This is a genomic window from Streptomyces sp. NPDC059371 (assembly GCF_042751995.1).
In the GTDB taxonomy this organism is placed as follows: Bacteria; Actinomycetota; Actinomycetes; order Streptomycetales; family Streptomycetaceae; genus Streptomyces.
Genome location: NZ_JBHYXD010000041.1, coordinates 16,621 through 40,301, shown reverse-complemented (window position 1 = coordinate 40,301; position 23,681 = coordinate 16,621). Strand labels below are relative to the sequence as shown.

9 protein-coding genes are annotated in these 23,681 nt (G+C 70.1%); 4 read left to right on the top strand and 5 right to left on the bottom strand.

Features of this window, described 5'->3' with window-relative positions; genetic code table 11:
• Positions 1-208 precede the first annotated feature (208 nt).
• On the top strand, positions 209-11,584 hold the full coding sequence (locus tag ACFXGX_RS22975) for an amino acid adenylation domain-containing protein (RefSeq protein WP_384794317.1): 11,376 nt from the start codon (positions 209-211) through the stop codon (positions 11,582-11,584).
• Positions 11,585-11,615: 31 nt separating this feature from the next.
• Here the strand turns inward: ACFXGX_RS22975 and ACFXGX_RS22970 are convergent, their stop codons facing one another.
• The 3 genes from ACFXGX_RS22970 to ACFXGX_RS22960 all read right to left on the bottom strand — a co-directional run bounded on the left by ACFXGX_RS22970 (position 11,616) and on the right by ACFXGX_RS22960 (position 16,563).
• Positions 11,616-13,127, bottom strand: a complete 1,512-nt coding sequence (locus tag ACFXGX_RS22970; protein WP_384794314.1) for a DUF4246 domain-containing protein — start codon at positions 13,125-13,127, stop codon at positions 11,616-11,618.
• An 84-nt stretch (positions 13,128-13,211) separates the two neighbouring features.
• Positions 13,212-14,324 (bottom strand): aminotransferase class V-fold PLP-dependent enzyme, encoded by a 1,113-nt coding sequence (locus ACFXGX_RS22965; protein WP_384794311.1) that lies wholly within the window; start codon positions 14,322-14,324, stop codon positions 13,212-13,214.
• 526 nt (positions 14,325-14,850) lie between these two features.
• The gene (locus ACFXGX_RS22960; protein ID WP_384794308.1) at positions 14,851-16,563 is read right to left on the bottom strand and encodes an MFS transporter; all 1,713 of its coding nucleotides are present in this window, start codon (positions 16,561-16,563) and stop codon (positions 14,851-14,853) included.
• Positions 16,564-16,835: 272 nt separating this feature from the next.
• Here ACFXGX_RS22960 and ACFXGX_RS22955 point away from each other — a divergent pair, with 272 nt between their 5' ends.
• Positions 16,836-17,606, top strand: a complete 771-nt coding sequence (locus ACFXGX_RS22955) for a TetR/AcrR family transcriptional regulator (protein WP_384794305.1) — start codon at positions 16,836-16,838, stop codon at positions 17,604-17,606.
• Between the two features lie 39 nt (positions 17,607-17,645).
• On the opposite strand, the gene ACFXGX_RS22950 is transcribed toward ACFXGX_RS22955, so the two are convergent.
• Together ACFXGX_RS22950 and ACFXGX_RS22945 are read right to left on the bottom strand one after the other, a co-directional pair.
• Positions 17,646-18,587 carry a TIGR03943 family putative permease subunit gene (locus ACFXGX_RS22950; protein ID WP_384794302.1) on the bottom strand — a complete coding sequence of 314 codons (942 nt, stop codon included), beginning with the start codon at positions 18,585-18,587 and terminating at the stop codon, positions 17,646-17,648.
• Positions 18,584-19,603 carry a permease gene (locus tag ACFXGX_RS22945; RefSeq protein WP_384794299.1) on the bottom strand — a complete coding sequence of 340 codons (1,020 nt, stop codon included), beginning with the start codon at positions 19,601-19,603 and terminating at the stop codon, positions 18,584-18,586. The genes ACFXGX_RS22950 and ACFXGX_RS22945 overlap by 4 nt, the downstream gene beginning before the upstream one ends.
• Positions 19,604-20,000: 397 nt before the next feature.
• Between ACFXGX_RS22945 and ACFXGX_RS22940 the strand changes: the two genes are divergently transcribed.
• Both ACFXGX_RS22940 and ACFXGX_RS22935 read left to right on the top strand, forming a co-directional pair.
• Positions 20,001-22,970: a carbohydrate binding domain-containing protein gene (locus ACFXGX_RS22940; RefSeq protein WP_384794296.1), complete on the top strand. Its 2,970-nt coding sequence runs from the start codon at positions 20,001-20,003 to the stop codon at positions 22,968-22,970.
• A gap of 259 nt (positions 22,971-23,229) precedes the next feature.
• A complete protein-coding gene (locus tag ACFXGX_RS22935; protein ID WP_384794293.1) occupies positions 23,230-23,643 on the top strand; it encodes an SseB family protein in 414 nt (137 codons plus the stop codon).
• The last annotated feature ends 38 nt before the right edge of the window (positions 23,644-23,681 follow it).

Here is a 23,681-nt window from a genome sequence, read left to right as displayed (position 1 = left end):
TCACCTGCCGCCGTGGACAGTTCGCGAGGCCGACCGACAGGTAAAGGGCCGTACGGACTTCGTTTTCCCTCCCGTGCTGGGCATTCTCTGTTGGTCACCCTGCTGGGCCCCCGCTGGTCGGCGGCATGCGCGACGAGCCCGAGGGATCGATGAATCGGCCAGGCCGAACCGAATCCAGCCGCGACAGATGAACGTTGAGGAGTAGCCGATGATCCCGTTGTCCTTCGCTCAGCGCCGGCTGTGGTTCCTGCACCGGCTGGAGGGGCCGTCCGCGACGTACAACATCCCCTTCGCGCTGCGCCTGGAAGGGGAGTTGGACACGGCGGTCCTGTCCGCGGCGGTGGCGGACGTCGTCTCCCGGCACGAGAGTCTGCGCACTCTGCTCGTGGAGAACGCGGACGGCGTTCCCGAGCAGCGGATCCTGCCGGCCGAGGAGGCGGCGGCGCCGTTCCGGGTGGTCGACGTGGCCGCCGACGCACTGGGCGACGCGATGCTCGACGTCGTGCGTGCGGGGTTCGAGCTGGACAAGGACCTGCCCCTGAGGACAGCGGTGTTCCGTGTCGCGCCACGCGAACACACGGTGGTGTTCGTGTTCCACCATGTCGCGGCGGACGGGGCGTCGATGGCGCCGTTCGTCAGGGATCTGCTGTCGGCGTACGAGGCGCGCGGGCACGGCGTCGCGCCCAACTGGGCTCCGCTGCCGGTCCAGTACAAGGACTACACCGTGTGGCAGCGGCAGATGCTCGGTGACGAGGACGACCCCGACAGTGTCGCCGCGGAGCAGTTGGAGCACTGGCGCCGCGAACTCGCCGGGGTGCCGCAGCCGGTCCAACTGCCGCTGGACCGGCCGCGGCCCGGATCGGCCGGCCACCGCGGTGCCGAGGTCATGTTCGAGCTGGAACCCGAGCTGCTGTCCGGGGTGCGCGAGCTGGCCACGGAGCACGGTGCCACGGCGCCGATGGTCGCGCAGGCCGCGCTGGCGGTGCTGCTGCACCACCTGGGCGCGGGCGACGACCTGACGATCGGCAGCCCGATCGAGGGCCGCGCCGACGAACAACTCGAGGACCTGATCGGGTTCTTCGCCAACACCTGGGTGCTGCGGGTCGACCTGTCGCGCAATCCGGCGTTCGGTGATCTCCTGGACCAGGTGCGGGAGCGGGCGCTCGCCGCCTACGACAACCAGGACGTCCCCTTCGAGCACCTGGTGGAACTCCTCAACCCCGACCGCACCACCGCCTACCAGCCGTTGTTCCAGGTGATGCTGGCCTGGCAGTTCGTATGGCCGGAGATCGAGATGCCGGGGCTGCGGGGCACCCTTGTCTGGCCGGGGACCGAGACGGCGAAGTTCGACCTGTTCCTCAACATCGTCCCCGACGCCTCCGGGCGGGCGTACGGGCGCCTGGAGTACGCGACGGAACTGTTCGACCACGCGACGGCCGAGACTCTCGTCGACCGCTATGTACGGGTGCTGCGGCAGGTGGTCGCCTGTCCCGGGACCAGGCTGGGCGCGGTGGACGTGCTCACCGAGACCGAGCGGGCCGGGCTGGCCCGGTCGAACGAGACGGCGGCGCCGATGCGGGCGGCGACGGTCCCGGAGCTGGTCACCGCCCAGGCGGCACGGGCCCCGCAGGCGACCGCCGTGGTGTGCGGGCGGACCTCGTTGTCGTACGGGGAGCTGGAGGTCCGGGCGGGCCGGCTGGCCGCGGTGCTGCGCGAACAGGGTGTGGGGCCGGACGTCCTGGTGGCCGTGGCGCTGCCGCGTTCGGCGGACCTGGCCGTCGCCCTGCTGGCCGTCCTCAAGGCGGGCGGCGCCTACCTGCCGATCGACCCCGCCTTCCCTTCCGCACGCGCCGGTCTCCTGCTCGACACCGGACGCCCTGCCCTGGTGCTCACCGACCACGACACCGCGCACACGGTGGCCGGCGGCCGGCCTCCGCTCCTGCACCTCGACGACCTGGACCTCGACCTGGACCTGGACGGCCCCGTCGTCGACGCCTCGACGGCCGGCATCGGGCCCGACCACCTGGCGTACGTGATGTTCACGTCCGGATCGACCGGGGCCCCCAAGGGCGTCGCCGTCACCCACGCCGGTGTCGTCAACGGAGTACAGGACCTGGCCCGGCGCACCCGGGTCGAGGCCGGTTCGCGTGTCCTCGCGGCGACCTCGGTGAACTTCGACGTCAGCGTCTTCGAGATCTTCACCGCGCTCACCGCCGGAGCGAGCGTCGAGATCGTCCGCGACGTCCTCGAACTCGCCGAGCGCGACGCATGGTCGGGCACCACCATCAGCGCCGTGCCGGGGCTGATGTCCGCGCTCCTCGACCAGCTCACCGCCGACGGCTCCAGCGGCCTCCGCCTCGACGTCGAGACCGTCGTGTTCGCCGGTGAGGAGCTCTCCGGCGACCTGGTCCGCAGGGTGCGTCAGGCGCTGCCGGGCACCCGCGTCGTCAACGCCTACGGACAGACCGAGAGCTTCTACGCCTCCACGTTCACCGTTCCGCGGGAGTGGACCGGGACCGGTGCGATACCCGTCGGCGTTCCGCTGGCCAACATGCGGGCCCACGTCCTGGGGCCGGAACTGGCCCCGGTCGCGCCGGGCGTGACCGGTGAGCTGTATGTGGCGGGCCCGGTCGCCCGCGGGTACCACCGGAACGGCACCGCCACCGCGGAACGCTTCGTCGCCTGCCCGTTCGGCCCGCCGGGTACCCGGATGTACCGCACCGGCGACCTGGCCCGGTGGGACGCCCAGGGCCGGCTGAGGTACGCCGGACGCGCCGACGACCAGGTCAAGGTCAACGGCATCCGTGTCGAACCCACCGAGATCGAGACCGTCCTGGCCCAGCACCCCGCCGTCAGCCGGGCCGCCGTCACGGTGTGCGAGGACCCCTCCGGAAGCAGGCGGCTCGTCGGCTACGTGGTGGCGGTGGACGGCGGTGCCGGGGACGGCGACTTCGCCCTGGACGCCGGCGTCTCGGTGGCGGACCTGCGGCGGTTCGCGGCCAAGCGGCTGCCCGACTACATGGTGCCCGCCCACTTGCTGGTCCTCGACCGGCTGCCGCTGACCCCGAGCGGGAAGCTGGACCGGTCCGCCCTGCCCGAGCCGCGGTTCGCGGACGCCGAGTACCGCGCCCCGCACGGCGAGGCGGAACGGGTGCTGGCCGAGGTGTACGCCGACGTGCTGGGCGCCGGGCCCGGACAGGTCGGTGCCGACGACGACTTCTTCGCCGGTGGCGGGGACAGTATCCGTTCCATCCAGGTGGTGGCGCGGGCCAAGGCGCGCGGTGTCGTCGTCACCACCCGGGAGATCTTCGAGCACCGTACGGTCGCCCGGCTCGCGGAACTGGTCGAGGGCCGGACCGAACAGGAGCGGGTGACGCTGCCCGAGCTGGAGGGCGGGGGTGTCGGCTGGGCGCCGCTGCCGCCGACGGCGGCACACGTGCTGGCGCTGGGCGGTGGCACCGGCCGGTTCTGCATGTCCGCGCTGCTGACCCTGCCCGAGGACATCGACCGCGCGGGACTGGTGGCCACCCTGCAGGCCGTACTGGACCGGCACGACGTGCTGCGCTCCCGGCTCGACCGCGAGCGGCCGGGCCTGTGGATGGAGGCGCCCGGCCACGTGCACGCCGCCGCGCTGCTGCACGAGGTCCCCTTTCGCGCGGCCGACGCGCAGACCGAACTGGACGCGGCCGCCGACCGCCTCGACCCGGACGCCGGCGTCATGGCGCAGTTCGTGCGGCTGATCTGCGACACCGGCCCGGACCGGCTGCTGATCGTGCTGCACCACCTGGTCGTCGACGGGGTGTCGTGGCGGATCCTGCTCCCGGACCTGGTGGCCGCCTGGCAGCAGGTCCGATCCGGCACCACCCCGCGACCGGCGGAGAGCGGCACTTCGCTGCGCCGATGGACCCACGCCCTGGCCGAGGAGGCCGTCCGCCCCGAGCGGATCGCCGAACTGCCCCTGTGGCTAAGGATCCTGGACGGCGACGAACCGGTCCTGGGGGCGCGGGAGTTGGACGGCGTACGTGATGTCGCCGCCACCGTGGACACGGTGCGCGTCAGTGTCCCGGCCGACGTCACCAGGACCCTGCTCGACACCCTGCCCACGGTGTTCCGCGGCGGCGTCGACGACGGCCTGCTGGCCGGCCTCGCCCTGGCCCTGGCGCGCTGGCGCCGGACGCGCGGTGTGTCCGGAGCCCCGGCGACATCGTCCCTGGTCCGGCTGGAGGGCCACGGCCGGGAAGAACACCTGGTGCCCGGGGCGGACCTGTCCGGCACGCTCGGCTGGTTCACCGCCATGTACCCGGTCCGCCTGGACGTCACCGGTATCGACCTGGCGGACGCGTTCGCGGGCGGCGCGGCGGCAGGCCGGGCGGTCAAGGCCGTCAAGGAACAGCTGCGCGCGGTACCGGACGCCGGCCTCGGCTTCGGCCTGCTCGCCCACCTCAACCCCGACACCGCCACCGTTCTGACCGGGGCGCGCCGCCCGCAGATCGGATTCAACTACCTCGGCAAGGCCTCCGGTACGGACATCCCCGAGGAACTCCGTGGCCTGGGCTGGGCGCCGGACACCGCACACGCCGGCCTGATCGCCGCACCCGACCCGGACATGGAGGTGCTGTCCGCGCTGGAGATCAACGCGGTCGCCACCGACACCGGTAACGGCGAGGAACTCACCGCCTACTTCGGCTTCCCCGCCGGCGTCCTGTCCCGCGAGGAGGTCGGCGAACTGGCCGGTCTGTGGGTCCGGGCGCTGAGCGCCCTGGCCCTGCACACCGCCACTGCCGACGCCGGCGGACTCACCCCCAGCGACGCGCCTCTGGTCATGGTTGCCCAACATGAGATCGACACCTGGGAGACCCGCTTCGGCCGGCTCGCGCAGGTATGGCCGGCCACCCCCGCACAGTCCGGGCTGCTGTTCCACGCGATGCTCGCCGGATCCTCCTTCGACGCCTACCACATGCAACTCGTGTTCCACCTGTCCGGCGACGTCGACGCGGAACGGATGCGCCGCGCCGGACAGGCGCTCCTGGACCGCCACCCCGCCCTGCGCGCGGCGTTCGTCGACCGCGCGGACGGGGATCTCGTCCAGGTGATACCGGAATCGGTGACGCTGCCGTGGCAGCACCTCGACCTGACGGCGGCCGAAGAGCCGTCGCGCACCGAGGAGTTCGAGCGGTTCCTCGACCAGGACCGGACCACCTACTTCGACGCGGACACCCCACCGCTGATCCGGCTGGCCCTGGCCGTCCTCGAACCCGACCGGGCCGAACTCGTCCTGACCGCCCATCACGTGCTGTTCGACGGCTGGTCCACTCCGCTGCTCATGCGCGACCTGCTCCTGCTCTACGCCGCCGACGGCGACCCGGCCGCGCTCACCCCCACTCGCGACTACGCCGATTTCCTCACCTGGCTCACGCACCACGACCACGAGGAATCCGGGCGCGTCTGGGCGGCCGAACTCGACGGTGTCCAGGAACCCACTCTGCTCGTACCGCACGCGGGAACTCGGCACGACTCCGCGGGCATAGGCTCCATCGAAGTGGTGTTCGAGGGCAGGCAGGGCCTGTCCCGCCGGGCCGCGGAGCTCGGCGTCACCCTCAACACCCTCGTGCAAGGTGCCTGGGCCGTTCTCCTCGCCCGTCTCACCGGGCACTCCGACATCGTCTTCGGAGCCACCGTGTCCGGGCGCCCGCCCGCGGTGAAGGACGTCGACGACATGGTCGGACTGTTCATCAACACCATCCCCGTCAGGGTGCGTTGCGAGCGGCAGACCACCTTCGCTGACCTGCTCACCGAGTTGCAGAACCGGCAGGCGGCCCTGCTCGACCATCACCAGCACAGCCTCGCGGAGATCCAGCAAGCCACCGGGCTGACCACACTGTTCGACACGATGGTCGTGTTCGAGTCGTATCCCATCGACCGGGAAGCCATCGGCGAGGCCAACTCCTCGGCCGGTGTCGCCATCACCGGGCTGCGCCCGTTCGCGGGCTCGCACTACCCGGTCATCCTGGCCGCCGCGGCCGATCCGCGGCTTCAACTGGTCCTGCAATACCAGAAGGACCTGCTGGACCAGGAGGCCGCGGCCGACATCGTCGCGCGGTTCGTACGGGTCCTGGAGCAGGTCGCCGCCGCACCCAAGGCCCCGATCGGCTCCATCGACGTGCTCGGCGAGGACGAACACGACCGCCTGGTACGGCAGATCAACGACACCGCCCGCCCGGTCGCCGCGACCACCCTGCCCGACGCCTTCGAGGCACAGGTGCGCCGCACCCCCGACGCGGTCGCGGTCATCGGCGAGCACGAGAGGCTCACCTACGCCGAGTTCAACGCCCGCGCCAACAAACTCGCGCACTGGCTCATCGAACAGGGCGCCGGCCCCGAACAGCTCGTCGCGGTCAAGATCCCCCGCTCCGTGGACCTGCTGGTGGCCGTGTACGGCGTGGTCAAGGCCGGCGCCGCCTACGTACCGCTCGACACTGAGCTGCCCGAGGATCGCGTACGCCACATCCTGGCCGTCGCCGACCCGCTGCTGCTGCTCGACGGGACGCTGCCGGACGTGTCGGGGTGTCCGGACACCGACCCCGAGCGCACCCTGTCGCCGGACAACGCCGCCTACGTCATCTTCACCTCCGGCTCCACCGGCGGCCCCAAGGGCGTGCCCGTGGCCCACCGCTCGATCACCAACCGGATCCAATGGGGCCTGGAACACTTCCAGGTCACGCCCGAGGACCGGATGCTGGTGAGCACCCCGGCGAGCTTTGACGCCTCCGTGCCGGAGATGTTCTCCAACCTGCAGACAGGTGCCTCCGTGGTCATCGCGGACGCCGAGGGCCGCCGCGACCCCGCCTACCTCGCCGACCTGATCCAGCGCGAACACGTCACCGGCGTGTTCTTCGTGCCGTCGCTGCTCTCGGCGTTCGTCACCGAACCCGCCGCCAAGGGCTGCACCAGCCTGCGCTGGATCGAGGTCGCTGCCGAAGCCTTCCCCGCGGCCCTCGCCAACCGCTTCACCGACCTGCTGCCTGGCTGCTCCGCCCACAACCTCTACGGGCCCACCGAGGCCACCGTCGAGGTCACCGGCTGGCAGCACGTCCCGGGAGCCGACCGCGTACCGATCGGCACCCCGATCTGGAACAACCAGGTTTACGTCCTGGACGCGGCGTTGCGTCCGGTCGCGCCCGGGGTCGCCGGCGAGCTCCACCTCGCCGGCACCTGCCTGGCCCGCGGCTACCTCGGCCAGAGCGCACTGACCTCCGAGCGGTTCGTGGCCTGCCCCTTCGGCCCGGCCGGCGCCCGCATGTACCGCACCGGCGACCTGGTGAAGTGGAACAAGGACGGTCAGATCGAGTACATCGGCCGCACCGACTCCCAGGTCAAGGTCCGCGGCTTCCGCATCGAGCTCGGCGAGATCGAGCACGTGCTCAGCGGACATCCCTCGGTCGCGCAGGCGGCGGTCGTGGTCCGTGAGGACCAGAAGGGCGAGCAGCGCCTGGTCGCCTACATCGAACCCGACCCCGACACTGCCGTCGCCGACACCGCCGCCCAGGTGGAGGAGTGGCGTCACGTCTATGACGACACGTATACCGTCTCGGCCGAAGGGACGTTGGGCGAGGACTTCCAGGGCTGGAACTCCAGCTACACCGGTGAGCGGATTCCGATCGATCAGATGCGGGAGTGGCGGGACGCGGCGGTGGCCCAGGTGCTGCGGTTCGCACCGCGCCGGGTGCTGGAGATCGGAGTGGGGTCCGGCCTGCTGCTTGCGAAGATCATCGGCGAGGTCGAGGAGTACTGGGGCACCGACATCTCGCCCACGGTCGTCGACCGGGTCCGGGCCCAGGCCGAGGAAGCCGGCCATGGCGACCGGGCACGGCTCAGCGCCCAGGCGGCCGACGACCTCTCCGGGCTGCCCAGGGGCGCCTTCGACACCGTGATCATCAACTCTGTGGCGCAGTACTTCCCGAGCGCCGAGTACCTGGACCGAGTGCTGCTCCAGGCCATGCAACTCCTCGCCGACGGCGGCCGGCTGATCGTCGGCGACGTCCGTAACGCCGCCACCCAGCGGATTCTGACCAGCGCGGTGCAGTGCGCGGCGCACCCGCACGCGTCCTTGAGCGAGGTGCGGACGCTGGTGGAGCAGGCGCTGCTCGCCGAGCGGGAGCTGGTGGTCGCTCCGGAATGGTTCGCCGAGTGGGCGCGTGAGCATGCCGGCGGTGTGGACATCCGGCTGAAGGCGGGGCAGGCCCACAACGAGCTGACCCGGCACCGCTACGAGGTCGTGCTGCACAAGGCGCCGACCGTCGCCCTCGACCTTTCCGGTGTGCCGGCAGTGGCGTGGGGCAGGGAAGTGACCGGCCTGGCTGGTCTCGACGGCTGCGTCGAGCAGGCGGCTGGTGGCCCGGTACGGGTGACCGGGATCCCCAACGCACGGCTGACGGAGGAGGCCGCGGCGGCGACCGCCACCGGTGGGCGAGGTACGGCCGCCGCCATCCGTGGCCGAGGCACGGCCGCCCCCATCGGTACTCCACTCGATCCGGAGGAAGTCGCCGTGTGGGCGCGGCGGCAGGGCCTCGACGCCGTCCTCACGTGGTCGGGTGATGCCGTCCACGCCTTCGACGCGATCCTCCTGCCCGAACGGGAGGACGAGCGGCGGACCCTCACCGGAGGGTTCGTTCCCCGTGCCGGCGCCGACCGGATCCGGGTGAACGCCCCCGCGCTCGCCACGGCGATCGGCCCGCTGCTGGCCGAACTGCCCGATTACCTGCGTGGACGCCTTCCCGACTACATGGTCCCGGCCGCCGTCGTACCGCTCTCGCGGCTCCCGCTGAACCCGGCCGGAAAGATCGACCGACGAGCACTGCCCGCGAAGCACAGGACCGTCGTGAGCAGCCGTGGGCCGCGCAACTCCCACGAAGAGAAACTGTGCGCCCTCTTCAGCGAATTGCTCGGCCTGGAGAGGGTCGGCATCGACGACGACTTCTTCGCGCTCGGCGGGCACTCGCTGCTGGCCACCAGGCTGATCAACCGCGCCCGTGCCGAAATGGGGATCGAGATTCCGATCCGCAAGATCTTCGACCTGCCGACGGTTGCCGCGTTCGCCGAATGGTCCAGGAGAGCGGCCGCTCCCCGCCGCCTCCGGTTCGAGCCGCGCGATCACACAGGGGAGAACGCCGCGACGCCGCTGTCCTTCGCACAGCGCCGCATGTGGATCCTGCACCAACTGGATCGCGGCGCGGCGACGTACAACATCTCCCCGACGTTCCGGCTGACCGGGCCACTGGACGAGGCCGCCCTGGCCGCCGCGATCGATGACGTGGTCGCCCGGCACGAGATTCTGCGGACCACGTACGTGACGGACGCCGACGGTGAGCCTCAGCCGAGCATCCTGTCGGCCACACAGGCCTCCGTACGGGTGCCGGTGGTCGAGGTGGCGCCCGAGGACGAGTCCCGGGCGGTCGACGAGGCCGCCGCGCACCGGTTCGACCTGGCGGCCGAAATACCGTTGCGGGCAACCCTGTTGCGCCGCTCCGCCCAGGAGCACGTCCTTGTCCTGGTCATCCACCACATCGCCACGGACGGCAGCTCGGGAGCGCCGCTTGCCCGCGACCTGGCCGAGGCCTACACCGCACGCCTGGACGGCCGGGCGCCGCGGTGGGAGCCGTTGGCCGCGCAGTACAAGGACTACGCGCTGTGGCAGCGAGAGTTGCTCGGCGACATGGCGGACCCGGACAGCCTGGCGGCGGCGCAGAGCGAGTACTGGCGCAAGGAACTGGACGGCGTGCCACAGCCGTTGAACCTGCCGCTGGACCGCCCGAGGCCCGCGGTGAGGAGCTCCGAGGGCGACATGGTCGACGTCGTGGTGGGACCGGAGTCCGCGGCCCGCCTGCGGAAACTGGCCGACGAACGCGGGATGACCCTGTCGATGGTCCTCCAGTCCGCGCTGGGCGTGCTGCTCGGCAAGCTGGGCGGCGGCGAGGACGTGCCGATCGGCAACCCGATCGCCGGCCGCACGGACGAAGGGCTGGCCGACATGGTCGGGTTCTTCGTCAACACCCAGGTGCTGCGGATGGACCTCTCCGGCAACCCGTCGTTCGCGGACCTGCTCGCACGGGTGCGGGACAAGGCGCTGGCGGCCTACGAGCATCAGGACCTGCCGTTCGACATGCTGGTCGAGGGCCTCGACCTGGAGCGCTCCGCGGCGTACCAGCCGCTGTTCCAGGTGATGTTCGCCTGGCAGAACTTCGACAAGCGGGAACTCGAACTCCAAGGGCTCAAAGTGCAGTTCGAACAGCACCTCACGTACACCGCCCAGGCCGACCTGATGGTCAGCATGGCCGAGGACGGTTCCGGGGCGCTGCGAGGTGACCTCATCTACGCGACCGAGCTGTTCGACAGGGAAACGGCCGAGGCGATCGCTGCCGGGTTCGTGTCGGTGCTGGACGAGTTGGTCGCCGCCCCGCTGTCGCCGGTCAGTGCGATCGAGGTGCCGGAGGCCCCGCGAGCGCTGCCCAAGCGCCACACGAGCGGCCATGGTTCACGCAACTCCCGCGCGGACAACGTGAGCAGCCAGGGTCCGCGCAACGCGCACGAAGAGAAACTGTGCGCCCTCTTCGGCGAGTTGCTCGGCCTGAAGAGGGTCGGAATCGACGACGACTTCTTCGTGCTCGGTGGGAATCCTGACCTGGCCACTCGCCTCAGCGCCCGTATCCGCGAGGAGTTCGGCATCGACCTGCCCCTCACGACGATCACCGACTATCCCACCGTGGCCGAGCTGGGCGGTCTGGTCATCGTCGGCGGTACTCCGGACGACCAGAGCGACTCGTACGGGGTCGTGCTGCCCCTGAACAGGGATCCCGGTACGGGCGAGCCGCCCCTGTGGTTCTTCCACGGAGGCGGCGGCCTGGGCTGGGCGTTCTTCACCTTCGCCCCGCATGTGAAGGACCGGGCGGCCTACTCGTTGCAGTCCCGCGGTTCCAACGGCAAGGATCCGCTGGCGGGTTCGGTGGAGGAGATGATCGACGACTACCTTGCTCAGATCCTCGCCCTCCAGCCGGAAGGCCCGTACCACCTGATCGGCTGGTCGTTCGGCGGCCCGGTCGTGCACGCGGCCGCGGCGGAGCTGGACCGGCGCGGCCACAAGGTCGGCCTCGTCGCCGTCCTGGACGCCCCGCCGGCGACCACCGCCCCGGACAGCCCGTTCAAGCAGGTGGCCGGCAGGACGGCGGCGATGTACCGGGGTGATGTCGAGGAGGTCTTCGGCCAGTACATGAACACCGACAACCTGGACGGATTCCTGGAGGACATGTCCAAGGTGGGTGCCAACAACCTCAACAAGATGGCCGTCTTCGCATCACCGGTCTACCGCGGCGACTTGCTCTACTTCAACGCGAAGTCGGACAAGGTCGACGGGTTGTCGTCGTACGGCCCCGGCTGGCGTCCGTACGTCCTCGGCTCCCTCGACGAGTACGACATCGACGCTTCCCACCACGACCTGCACATGCCCGAGCCGGCGGGTCAGATCATGGAGGTGATCGCCCGCAAGCTGGCGGAGCGACGACGGAGCGGCGACGGAGTGCCGAAGGAGTGACGGGGGTGGACGCGGGCGGCGGGCCGGGATCTCAGTGCTCGCAGAGGGAGAACTCTCGTTCGTAGAGCTGCTCGTTGTGCTCGTCGACGAAGAACTTGCGTTCATGCATGAGCTGTTCGCGGTGGTTCTTGGCCTGTTCAAGCGTCATGGTCGAGGTGTCGGACCACGGTTGTTGCGGCGGCACATCGGATGTCGAGACGATCGTTTCCGACGGGTCGACGAGGAAGAACGCGAGAATCTTGCGGGTGCCCGGGCGGGTGTCGTCCGTGAGGCGGAATGAGCCGACGCGGTGCTGCAGGATGTTCGGGAACGCCAGGCAGCGGCCCGCCGGGGTCGATGCCGATCCCAGCACCTGGTTCAGCGCGTCCTCGTTCTCCAGGCCGTAGACCTCACGCACCCCGTTGTCGTCGTTCTGCTCGTAGTTCGGGTCGTCGAGCGCCGCCCGGAAGCTCAGCCGGCTCTCGGTGATGTTCTCGCTGTCCCAGTAGTAGATGCCGGTCGAGACGATCCGCTCGTTCAGCATCCCCTCGACATGCCAGGAACCGCCGGCGTACTCGGGCTTGTCCGGGGTGAGTTGGATGGTGGCGAGTTTGACGATGACCTGGAGGCGGTGACCGCGCAGGTCGACTCGGGCGGATTCATCAGGTGACCCGGGCGGGGTGAAGGCCGGGGCGTCCGGGACGGCCGGGCGGCGGGTTTCCCACCAGTCGTCATGGGCCTCTTCCCATGCACGGACGGCTTCCGCGTAGGCCGTCTCGTCATCACTGTAGGAGGACTTGTTCGGATACTCCGGCTCCGAGTCGTACCACCCGTAAGGATCGGCTTCGATCCGCACTGGCCGCGGATGGCGCAGATCGGTGAGCACGTTCTCCAGCAGCGGACGCATGCTCGCGAACAACTCCGGCAGGACGGAGGCCAGTTCGCGATGGGTCTCGGGATGGACGTTGTTGACGTACGAACGGAAGGTGACATCGCCGTCGTCGCTGACGTCGACGTCGGTGGGCAGCCACTGGAACTTCTCGGAGAATTCGTATCGCGAGTAGCGGTTCGTCGGGTTCTGCCAAGCCCGCTCGGGTGCGTTGCTCGCGTCTCGCACCAGGCAGAACAGTGAGGGATGAACCAGATCCAGTACCTGGCCGTCGGATCCGGGATGCCAGTCCTGTTCTGCTTCGGGGACCTGTTCCAGAATCCGAACCGCCTCGCGCAGCCGGGTTCCGAGCTTGTCGTCGACCAGTGTGTCCGACTGCCACACCCCGTCGACGGCGGACACCTCGACGCCGGTTCGTGCGTCCCGCAGCGCGGCGTAGTGCGTGAGTTCGTCAAGCACGTAACGAACTTGTGCTTCGGTGAGGCCCTGAGCGACCGCTTCCTGTGTCCATCTGGCCACGATGTCGGCGTCGTTCATCTTGTCGAACCACCCCGGCTTCGACCGGATATGTGAGCTGCACCGCATGATCTCAAGTTCCCGCAGCGTTCGCGGTGTCGCGAACGATATGGAACGTGAAGCATGAAAGGGCAGTGGGAAAGCGGGCAGGGCGGTCAATTCTCTCGGTCCTCCCAGTCGGTGTGCGGTGGCGGGAAGGATAGTTCAGCGGACTGACATCAGCCGCGACCTCCTGACGTGGGTTCAGTTCCCCAGTGACGTCAAAGCCGCCGCCACTCGTTCGGAAACCTCCGGCGGGGTCGAGGCGTGGGGGGAGAAGCGGAGCGAGTCGGTGCGTACCGTCGGGGTGACGCCCTCGGCGTGCAGGGCCTTCGCTACGACGGACGGGTCGCGGTCCGGCATCGTGAAGGAGAGGATGCCCGCGCGGCGTGCAGGGGCGGTGGGGGAGAGGATGCGGCCGCCGTGTGCCTCGACCGTCTCGGTGAGCTCGGCGATCCGGGTGGCGACGGCTGTCTCGATCGCCTTGACAGTGTGTTGCTCCACCAGTTCCAGCGCGGCCGCGAACGCTGCTGCCGTCACCGGGCTGAGGTTGGTGATAGACCAGCGCCGCGCGTCCAGCGCCGGTGGGTGTTCCTCTCCGTCGAAGACGCCGACCTCCTCGACGCCCGTCCAGCCGGTGAGGACCGGTTCCAGGGACTCCAGCGCGCGGTCGGACAGGGTCGCGAAACCCGTTGCCCAGCCCGCGCGCAGCCATTTCTGGCCGCCCGCCACCACCACGTCGGCCGCGTCCCAGTCCATCTCGGCGACGCCGAACGCCTGGATGGCGTCCACGATCAGCAACCTGTCCGGTCCGATCGCCTCGCGCAGCGCAGCGAGGTCCGCGCGGAATCCGGTGCGGAAGTCCACGGCGCTGACGGACACCGCGACGACGTCGTCGGTCAGCGCGGCACGGACCAGGTCCGGCGTGACTCCGCCGCCCGGCGCCGGGTCGAGCCAGCGGGGCGTGGCCCGGCCCAGGTCCGCGGTGCGGCGCCAGGGATAGTGGTTCGCCGGGAAGTCGGTACGCGGGGTGAGGACCACACCGGTCCGGATGCCGAGGGCGGCGTGGAACAGGCCGGTCGAGGCGTTGGGGAGCAGGACGGTGTGCCGGCTGTCGGTGCCCGCGAGGCGCGCGGCCGTGTCGCGGGCGACGGACTCCGCGCGCATCAGGCCGTCCACGGTGGTGTGGTCGGCGCGAGCGGCCTCCTCCATGGCCCGCGTGGTGGCGGCCACGACGTCCCGTGACGGCGGACCGAACCGTGCGAAGTCGAGATACCCGGCGGGTGTGTCGAAGTGGGCTGCGTACGACGGGAGCACGGGGCTCGTCCTTCCGGGACGGTGCGGTGTGGATGGGTGGCCGGGGCGGGTCGGTCGGGTGTGACGGCATCCTCACCTGGTGAGCGGTGCCGGGGACCTCGGACCGGCGTACCGCTTCTTCTCGGCCCCGGCGCCTTTCCACCCGCTTGCACGGTACGCGTCGCGCTCCGCGTGGATGGGCAGGGGGTACCGGCACGGAGCGTCGCCCTGGGAGTCATCGCGCAGGAAGCGGGACGGCCGGGCACCCCTGGGGGTAGCCGGCCGTTCCGTTCGCCGATGCCGATGCCGATGCCGATGCCGATGCCGATGTCGATGCCGATGCCTATGCCGAAGTCGGAGTCGGAGTCGGAGTCGAGGGCCGGTCGGACCCGGACCCGGAGTCTGAGCCGGACCTGGACCCGGAGTCTGAGCCGGCCCCGGAGTCTGAGCCGGTCCCGGCCCCGGAGCCAATGCCGTCGGAGTCGGAGTCGGAGTCGGAGCCGAAGCCCGCGCCCGGGTGATAAAGCCCCGGCCTCGTGCCCGTGTCTCAGTGCCCCGCCGACTCCTCGGGCCGCGCATGCCGCGGCAGCAGGAACGCGAGCAGGAACGTCAGCGCCAGCATGCCGTCCACGATCCAGAGCACCGTCTGCATGACGGAGCCGAAACCGCTGCGGAAGGCCGACGACGCGGTGGCCTGCAGTGCGGCCGGTATCCGGGCGCCGTCCTCGGGCGACGTCACGGCGGACCGGGTGTCCTTCTCCAGGCGGGCGCAGGACGCCGGGGTCACTTCGAAATCCTTGGCGGTGGCGCGGTCGGAGGCACAGGCACGCAGGCCCGCCACGATGCGGTCCTGGGCTTCGGGCGTGACATGCGCGGCGGTGAGCTGTCCGCGCAGACCGTCCGAGCGGTGGTCGACGGCGGTGGCGATCCCGCCGCCCAGCAGACCGAAGAACACCGTGCCGAGGATGGCCACGCCGAAGGCCCCGCCGAGCTGCTGGACCGCGGTCATCGTGCCGGAGGCCGAACCCGTCTCGTGCTGCTCCACGCTGGCGAGCACGATGTCGAAGAACGGAGCCATGAGCAGGCCCATCCCGATGCCCGTGACGAGCAGCGACGGCAGGAGCTGCCAGGGGCCGACGTCGGACCCCACCTGGTCGAGGGTCATCCACACGCCGAAGACACCGAGGGCCATGACCAGCGCACCGGCCTGGAGCACGGTCCGGCCGAACCGGACCACACCCTGGGCGACGCCGAAGCCGACGATCATGCCGCCCGACCAGGGCACCATCACCAGACCCGCCTTGAGCGGCGAGTAGCCGAGGCCGATCTGGGTGTAGAGGTTGAAGACGAGCATGAAGCCCTGCATGGCCGAGAAGAAGACCAGCCCGAGGATCATGCCGCCGCTGAAGCCGCGCTTGCGGAAGAGGCTGGGGACGACCAGCGGGTCCTGGCCGGCCTTGCTGCGGCGCGACTCGTACACGGCGAAGGCGACGAAGACGACGACGGAGGCGCCCATCATCAGGAACGTCCACGCGGGCCAGTCGTACTCACGGCCCTGGACGAGCGGGAAGATGAGGAGCAGCGCGGCCGCGGAGACCAGGATCATGCCGGGGATGTCGAGCCGCGGCTTGCTCTCGGACCGGCCCTTCGGCAGGTAGCGCACGGCACCGAGGATGGCGGCGGCGCCCAGCGGCAGGTTGATGAGGAAGATCATGCGCCAGCCGGTGCCGAAGTAGTCGGCGTCGACCAGCCAGCCCGCCAGGATCGGCCCGCACACCGCGGACAGGCCCATGACCGGGCCGAACATGCCGAAGGCCTTCTGCGACTCCTTCGGCGGGAACATCTCCTTGATCATGCCCAGGCCCTGCGGCAGCATCACCGCGCCGAACAGTCCCTGCACGACCCGGGCGCCGATCAGCATCCCGGGCGACACGGACACCGCGCACAGCAGCGAACCGAAGGTGAAGCCGGCGGCTCCGACCAGGAACATCGTGCGGCGCCCGTGAATGTCGCCGAGCCGTCCTCCGGTGACGAGCCCGACGGCCATCGAGAGGGTGTATGCGGCGGCGAGCCACTGGAGCGTGGAGGCGCCGCCGCCGAGGTCGGCCCGCATGGAGGGACCGGCGATGTTCGTGACGACGGCGTCGAGGAGGTCCATCACCTCGGCGGCGAGGATCACGAACAGCGCAGCCCAGCGCCACCGGTAGGGCGCTGGTGAGTCGATGGGCGTCTCGGCGGACGCGACACCGGTGGTGGACATCGGGAACTCCTCGCGAAGAGGCCGCGCCGGGGTCGACCGGAGCGCGGTGGGGCGGACGGGTGTGACTGCCCGGCTCGCCGTCTTGGAGGAAGAAGCACGAGACGAGACGCCGGTGAACGCCGTTCACCCTAACAGAACAGTGCTCATCAAGAGAACGGCGTTCATTAAGATATAGCGCAACTCGTCGACCGAGACAAGATATATCGCGTTCGGGCGAGGTGAACGCCGCTCTCCAGGAGAGAACACTGCTCTCCGGCGCCTAGACTGTGGTCATGAGCGACGCGGCCGCCGGCACCCCCGAATCACCCCCGCCGTCCCCCTGGGAACGCGAGCGTCCCGTCCGCGCTCGCGTCGCCCCGGCGCGCGAGCCGCTGTCGCGCGAGCGCATCGTCGAAGCCGCCTTCGTCGTGCTGGACCGGTCCGGACTCGACAAGCTGTCGATGCGTCAGGTGGCGGCCGAACTGGAGGTCGCGGTCTCCGCCCTCTATGCATACGTCCGCTCCAAGGACGACCTTCTGGAGCTGATGTACACCCGGCTCTTCGCCGGCTTCACGCTGCCCGAACCCGACCCGGAGCGGTGGCAGGAACAGGTGCGGGACTACGCGCGGTCCTGGCGGTGGCGCCTGCTGTCCCATCGCGACATGGCCAGGATCTCCATGGCGCACGTCCCCTTCACCGCCGAACTGCTGCCGTACGTCGAGGCGTTGCTCGCCATCTTCCGCACCGCCGGACTGCCCGACCGCATCGCCGCCGAGGCCGGTGACCTCATCTCCACCTACATCGACGGGTTCGTCCTGGAGGAGGGCATGTGGCAGGACCGGGCCGCCCAGCACTCCGGCGGCGGCTCCCTGGCGCGCCCCGACTGGCATGAGATGGCCGACGAGATGCAGAACTACTTCGCGTCGCTGCCCGAGGAGGACTTTCCCCATCTGCGAGCCCTGTCCGGCTCGATGGTGACGGATTCCTCCGACGAGCGGTTCGACATCGGTCTGGAGATCATCCTGCGTGGCCTCGCGAGCTATCTCCCGGACCGCGAGGCGTGAGGCCGGGGCGGGGTCCCGCGGACTCGCCCCGCCCTGGGCTCAGTTGTTCCAGCTCTCGTCGTACGGATCGCGCGGTGTCGGGACAGGCCGCGCCGAACTGACATCGAGGTAAGGGATGATGCCGCCGTTGACCGGGTCCGTCGTGTGCCTGGCGGTGTAGCGGCCGGTGACTTCCAGCCAGGTGTCGGGCCGCAGGACCGGCGGCGTCCGTCCGGACAGGCCGATCTTGACCGGCTGGGCGTCCGCGGCACAGCAGTTGAGGGCCATGCGGACGAGATACGGGGCACCGGCGCGGTCGAGCGCGACGAATCCCGTGATCTTGACCTGGCGGCCGCCGAGGGAGCGGCCGTGGCCGTACGCCGCCCTGCTCGCGTAGTCGACCAGTCCGAGGGTGACCGGGTCGCCGGCGGGCAGCTTGGCGTAGCCGAAGGGCGCCTGCAGCGCCGTACCGGTGCGCATCGCGCTGTACGAGCCGAGGGCGGGTGGCGCGACCAGGATGAGCGCGAGCAGCGGAAGCACGAGGAGCCACGAGATCCGCGGCTCCCGATGCCCGTGCCCGTCTCCGTGCCCGTTTTCGTGCCCGTGCCCGCCGTCGTCCGGAGCCCCGTGTCCGTCGCCGTCCGGGTGTCCGTTCTCGCCCGCACCCCCGTGGCCGCGCCCGTCGCCGTCCATGAGTACGGCCACGTCTCCGCGGGCCTGCTCCTGTGCGAACTCGCCAGTGCCCGCGCCCGCGCCGGTCCTCACGGCGCCGTCCGCGTCCGTGGGTTCGTGTTCGGCTCCCGCCCGGTCGGCGGGGGCGCGGTGTTCGCGTATCTCGTACCAGACCGTCGCGAGGGCCGTGACGATGAGCACCACACCGGCCGCGAGCAGCAGAGGCCGCAACCCGGCCTTCACGTACCGCAGATAGAGGTCCGTGACGCTCGCGTGCAGCACGGCCGCGCCGACGAGGAAGAGCACGGCAGCCTGAGCCTGACGGTTCACAGGAGCACCGCCCCGATCAGTACGGACACGAGGATCGCCAGGGCGAAGGTGGTGGGTGCGAACCGTGTCGCGAAGCCGCGGCCGAACGTGCCGACCTGCATCGCGAAGAGTTTCAGGTCGATCATCGGGCCGACGACCAGGAACGCCAGCCGGGCGGTGAGCGAGAACTGGGTGAGCGAGGCGACCACGAACGCGTCGGCCTCGGAGCAGATCGACAGCAGGACGGCCAGGATCGCCAGGGCCAGGACGGACACCACCGGATTTCCGGCCGCGGCGTGCAGCCAGCTCGCCGGTACGACGGCCTTGAGCGTGGCGGCGGCCATCGCGCCCAGCACGAGGAACCCGCCCGCGTGCATGATGTCGTGCCGCACCGACCCCCAGAACGCGGCCCCCTTGCCCTGGCCCTCGTGCGCGGGGCGGGCCGGCAGCCGCAGCCAGTCGGTGCGGCCGAGACGCTGCCACAGCCAGCCCATCGTGCAGGCCACGAGGAGACTGGCGACGAAGCGGGCGAGAACCATCTCCGGGTTGCGGGGGAAGGCGACGGCGGTCGCGGTCAGCACGATGGGGTTGATCGCCGGGGCGGACAGCAGGAACGCCAGCGCGGCGGCCGGGGTGACGCCGCGGCGCACCAGCGCCCCGGCGACCGGTACGGAGGCGCATTCGCAGCCGGGCAGGATCGCCCCGGCCATTCCGGCGACCGGCACCGCGAGCGCCGGGCGCTTCGGCAGCGCGCGGGCGAAGAACGACGGCGGGACGAACACCGCGATGACCGCCGACAGCAGGACGCCCAGGACGAGGAAGGGCAGGGCCTGGACCACCACCGCGACGAACACGGTCATCCAGCTCTGCATCACCGGCGCGGACAGCATCCCGCGGATGGGCCCCTGCGCCGCGACGACCAGCAGCAGGAGCATCGTCAGGGCGAGCGGCGAGTTGATGTTCCAGCCCTGCCGGCCCCGGCGGTCGTCCTCGTCCCGCCGCCGGACCGGCGGCGGGGCTTCCTTGGTGATGGTCACGCGCGAGGTACCTCCGGTCGGGGAAGGGCGCGGCTGCGGATGCCCTTCCGCCTTGAATACGCCGGTCCGGCCACAGCTTCTCACCGGGTGACGAGGGGATTGCCCGCGCCCGGGGGTTTCTTGACCTCCGGCTGACCGGGGCGAGCCGCGCTCACGGTGCGTCGCGGGCTCACGCCTCACCGGGGCGCGCGGTGCTCACCCTGCGTCGCGGGCTCACGCCCGACCGGGAGCGTCCGGTACGCACCGCGCGACGCGGTCGTTGTCACATCTCTTTACGTGGCTGTCATGGACCTGTAGCTTCCGGGCCGCAAGTCCTTTCAGGAACTTGCCGGTTCTCCTTGCAAGGCAACTCCTCCCCGCCGACTTCCCCTCCCCGCACCCGCATTGGAGCCGCCCCATGAGCCGCAGACTTGGACGGCCGCCCCTGAGAGCGCTGATGGCGCTCCTGGCGGTGACCGGACTGTTCGGACTGACCCCGCCGGACACGGGGTCCGTCCCCATGGAGAGCACGGCCGCCACCTCCACGACGGCGACCGTCTTCTACTACACGAAGACCAAGAACTGGCTGTCCACCTACCTCCACTACGCCCCGGACGGCGGTTCCTGGACCACCGTGCCGGGCGTCCGGATGGAGGCGGCCTGCACGGACTGGGTGAAGAAGACCGTCGACCTCGGCTCGGCCGCCGGGCTCCAGGCCACCTTCAACAACGGAAGCGGCACCTGGGACAACAACGGCGGCGGCAACTACGCGCTGGGCACCGGCACCATCACCGTCAAGGACGGGGTGATCGCCCACAGCGACCCGTGCGCCGACGCGGGTACGGGCACCGGCAACCAGGCCACCGTGTACTACTCGACCGCCACCTCGGGCTGGACCACCGCCAACATCCACTACGCGCCGACGGGCGGCTCCTGGACGACGGCCCCCGGCGTCGGCATGGAGAGCGCCTGCACCGGATGGTGGAGGAAGACCCTCGACATCGGAACCGCCACCTCGCTCAAGGCGGCCTTCAACAACGGCAACGGCGTCTGGGACAACAACAACAGCGCCGACTACGCGATCCCGTCCGGCACCACGACCGTGAAGGACCGGACGGTCACCGCCGACGCCAAGGACCCCTGCGCGGCGCAGGCCCCCGACACCCAGGCGCCGACCACGCCCGCCGGGGTGAAGGCGACCGCCACGAACACCTCGGTGGTGGTGAGCTGGGATCCGGCCACCGACGACACCGCCGTGACGAAGTATCAGCTCACACGCACAGGTGGCACGAAGGGAGCCGTCGTCACCGACGTCGGCTCGACGGTGTACTCCGACACGGGACTTGAGGAGAAGACCGACTACACCTACACCGTGAAGGCCGTCGACGCGGCCGGAAACACCTCGCCCGCCTCCGCCGCGGCCACCGTCACGACCGGGGAGAAGGCGCCCGCGCCGGCCGCCGGGACACCGCTCGGCACCGATCCGCGCAAGGACCCCATCTACTTCGTCCTCACCGCCCGCTTCTACGACGGCGACAGCTCCAACAACCGCGGCGGGAGCCAGGACGTCAAGTCGGGCAACGCGGCCAACAACGACCCCATGTTCCGCGGAGACTTCAAGGGTCTCGTCGACAAGCTCGACTACGTCAAGGCCCTCGGGTTCTCGGCCGTGTGGATCACCCCGGTCGTCCTCAACCGTTCGGACTACGACTACCACGGCTATCACGGCTACGACTTCTACAAGGTCGACCCGCGTCTGGAGTCCGCCGGTGCCTCCTACCAGGACCTGATCAACGCGGCCCACGCCAAGGGCATGAAGATCTACCAGGACGTCGTCTACAACCACAGCTCCCGCTGGGGCGCCAAAGGCCTCTTCACCCCGACCGTCTACGGCGTGCGCGACTCCCAGTGGAGCTGGTACTACGACGAGAAGAGCGACGGCTTCGAGTACGACGGCCTGACCGTCGAGCCCAAGTCGGGGAAGTCGTACTACAACGGCGACCTCTGGTCGACCGCCGAACCCTCCGGCAACACCTGCCTCAACTGGGGCAAACCCACCGGCGGCAAGAGCGCCGAGGGCTACACCCTGTACAACTGCCAGTGGCCGAGTCCCACCTCGGGCATGTTCCCGAAGGCGTACTACCACCAGTGCTGGATCGGCAACTGGGAGGGCGAGGACTCCCGTTCGTGCTGGCTGCACGAGGACCTCGCCGACTTCAACACCGAGAACGCCACCGTCCAGAACTACTTGATCGGCGCGTACGACAAGTACATCGACATGGGCGTCGACGGATTCCGCGTCGACACGGCCGTGCACATCCCGCGTGTCACCTGGAACCGCCGCTTCCTGCCCGCCATCTACGACCGGGTCACCCAGCGGTTCGGCACGGAGGCGGCGAAGAACTTCTTCGTCTTCGGCGAGGTCGGCGCCTTCGTCAACGACAAGTGGAACCGCGGCTCGGTGAACCACTCCGCGCAGTTCTACACCTGGAAGGAACGCAAGGACTACAGCGCCGACGACGAGACGGCCGCCATCGAGCAGTACACCTACGAGGAGCAGCTCGGCACCGGCAACCAGCCCACCTCCACCAACGCCTTCCTGAACGGGAACAGCTATCACACCCCGGACCGCAGCCAGTTCTCCGGGATGAACATCATCGACATGCGCATGCACATGAACTTCGGTGACGCGCAGAACGCCTACAGCAACGGCAAGGACTCCGACGACTCCGTCAACGACGCCACGTACAACGTCGTCTACGTCGACAGCCACGACTACGGTCCGAACAAGTCGAGCACCCGCTACAGCGGGGGCACCGACGCCTGGGCCGAGAACATGGCCCTGATGTGGACCTTCCGCGGCATCCCCACGCTCTACTACGGATCGGAGATCGAGTTCCAGAAGGGCAAACAGATCGACTGCGGGCCGACCTGCCCCCTGGCGACGACCGGACGCGCCTACTACGGCGACCACCTCGCGGGGAGCGTCACGGCCTCCGACTTCGGCAAGGCCGACTCCGCGAGCGGCGAGGTCGCGACCACCCTCGCGCAGCCGCTGGTCAAGCACCTTCAGCGGCTCAACCAGATCCGCCGGGCGATCCCGGCCCTCCAGTCGGGCCAGTACTCGACCGACGGCATCAGCGGCTCGATGGCCTTCAAGCGCCGATACACCAGCGGATCGGCCGACAGCTTCGCCCTCGTCACGGTCACCGGCGACGCGACCTTCACCGGTATCCCGAACGGCACGTACACGGACGCCGTCACCGGTGACGTGAAGACCGTCTCCGGCGGCACGCTCTCGGTGGCCGCGCCCGGCAAGGGAAACCTGCGGGTCTACGTACTGAACGGACCCGGCAGGATCGGAACGGACGGCCCCTACCTCAAGTAGTCCGCTACCTCAAGTAGTCCGCTACCTCAAGTAGTCCGCTACCTCAAGTAGTCCGTCCGCGGACAGGTACGGAAGCGGCGGTCACCTCTGCCCCGCCCGGGCATCCCACGTCCGGGCGGGACAGCCTGACCGCCGCCCTCGCACCGGCCGAGAGCCAGGATGAATGGCGTGCGGAGCGTTGGGTACGCGACCGAAGGACACGCCCGGGAGCAAGACCCGCCCGGGTGGCCGCCCGCCCGCCACGATCCGGGGATCTGCCATGGACACGCCCTTGAACAACCACCACCCCAGCGCACCCGAGGCGACGCCCGCCCAGGAAGCCCTGGACACCCTCGCCACGAACACGTCCGACACCGAGGCGCTGGACACCCTCGCCGGCAGCGACGTACTGGTGCCCGTACCGGACGACGCCACGGACGCGGACGTCGCCGACCCCCACGCCGTGGCCCTGCCCATCCTGGACGATCCCGAAGGAGGACAGGTCGTTCCGGTGTTCACCTCGGAACAGGAACTGGCCGAGCTCCTGCCCTCCGTCTCCCGCTACCGTGTCGTGCCGCTCGGCGCGCTCGCGGCCCAGTGGCCCTCCGGCGATCTGGACCTCATCATCGACGCCGCCTCACCCCACGGCCTGACGCTCACCTCCGAAGGCGTACGCACGCTCCTGGTGCGCTAGCAAGGCCCTCGGCCGCGCCGCGCGGGCCCGCCCACGCC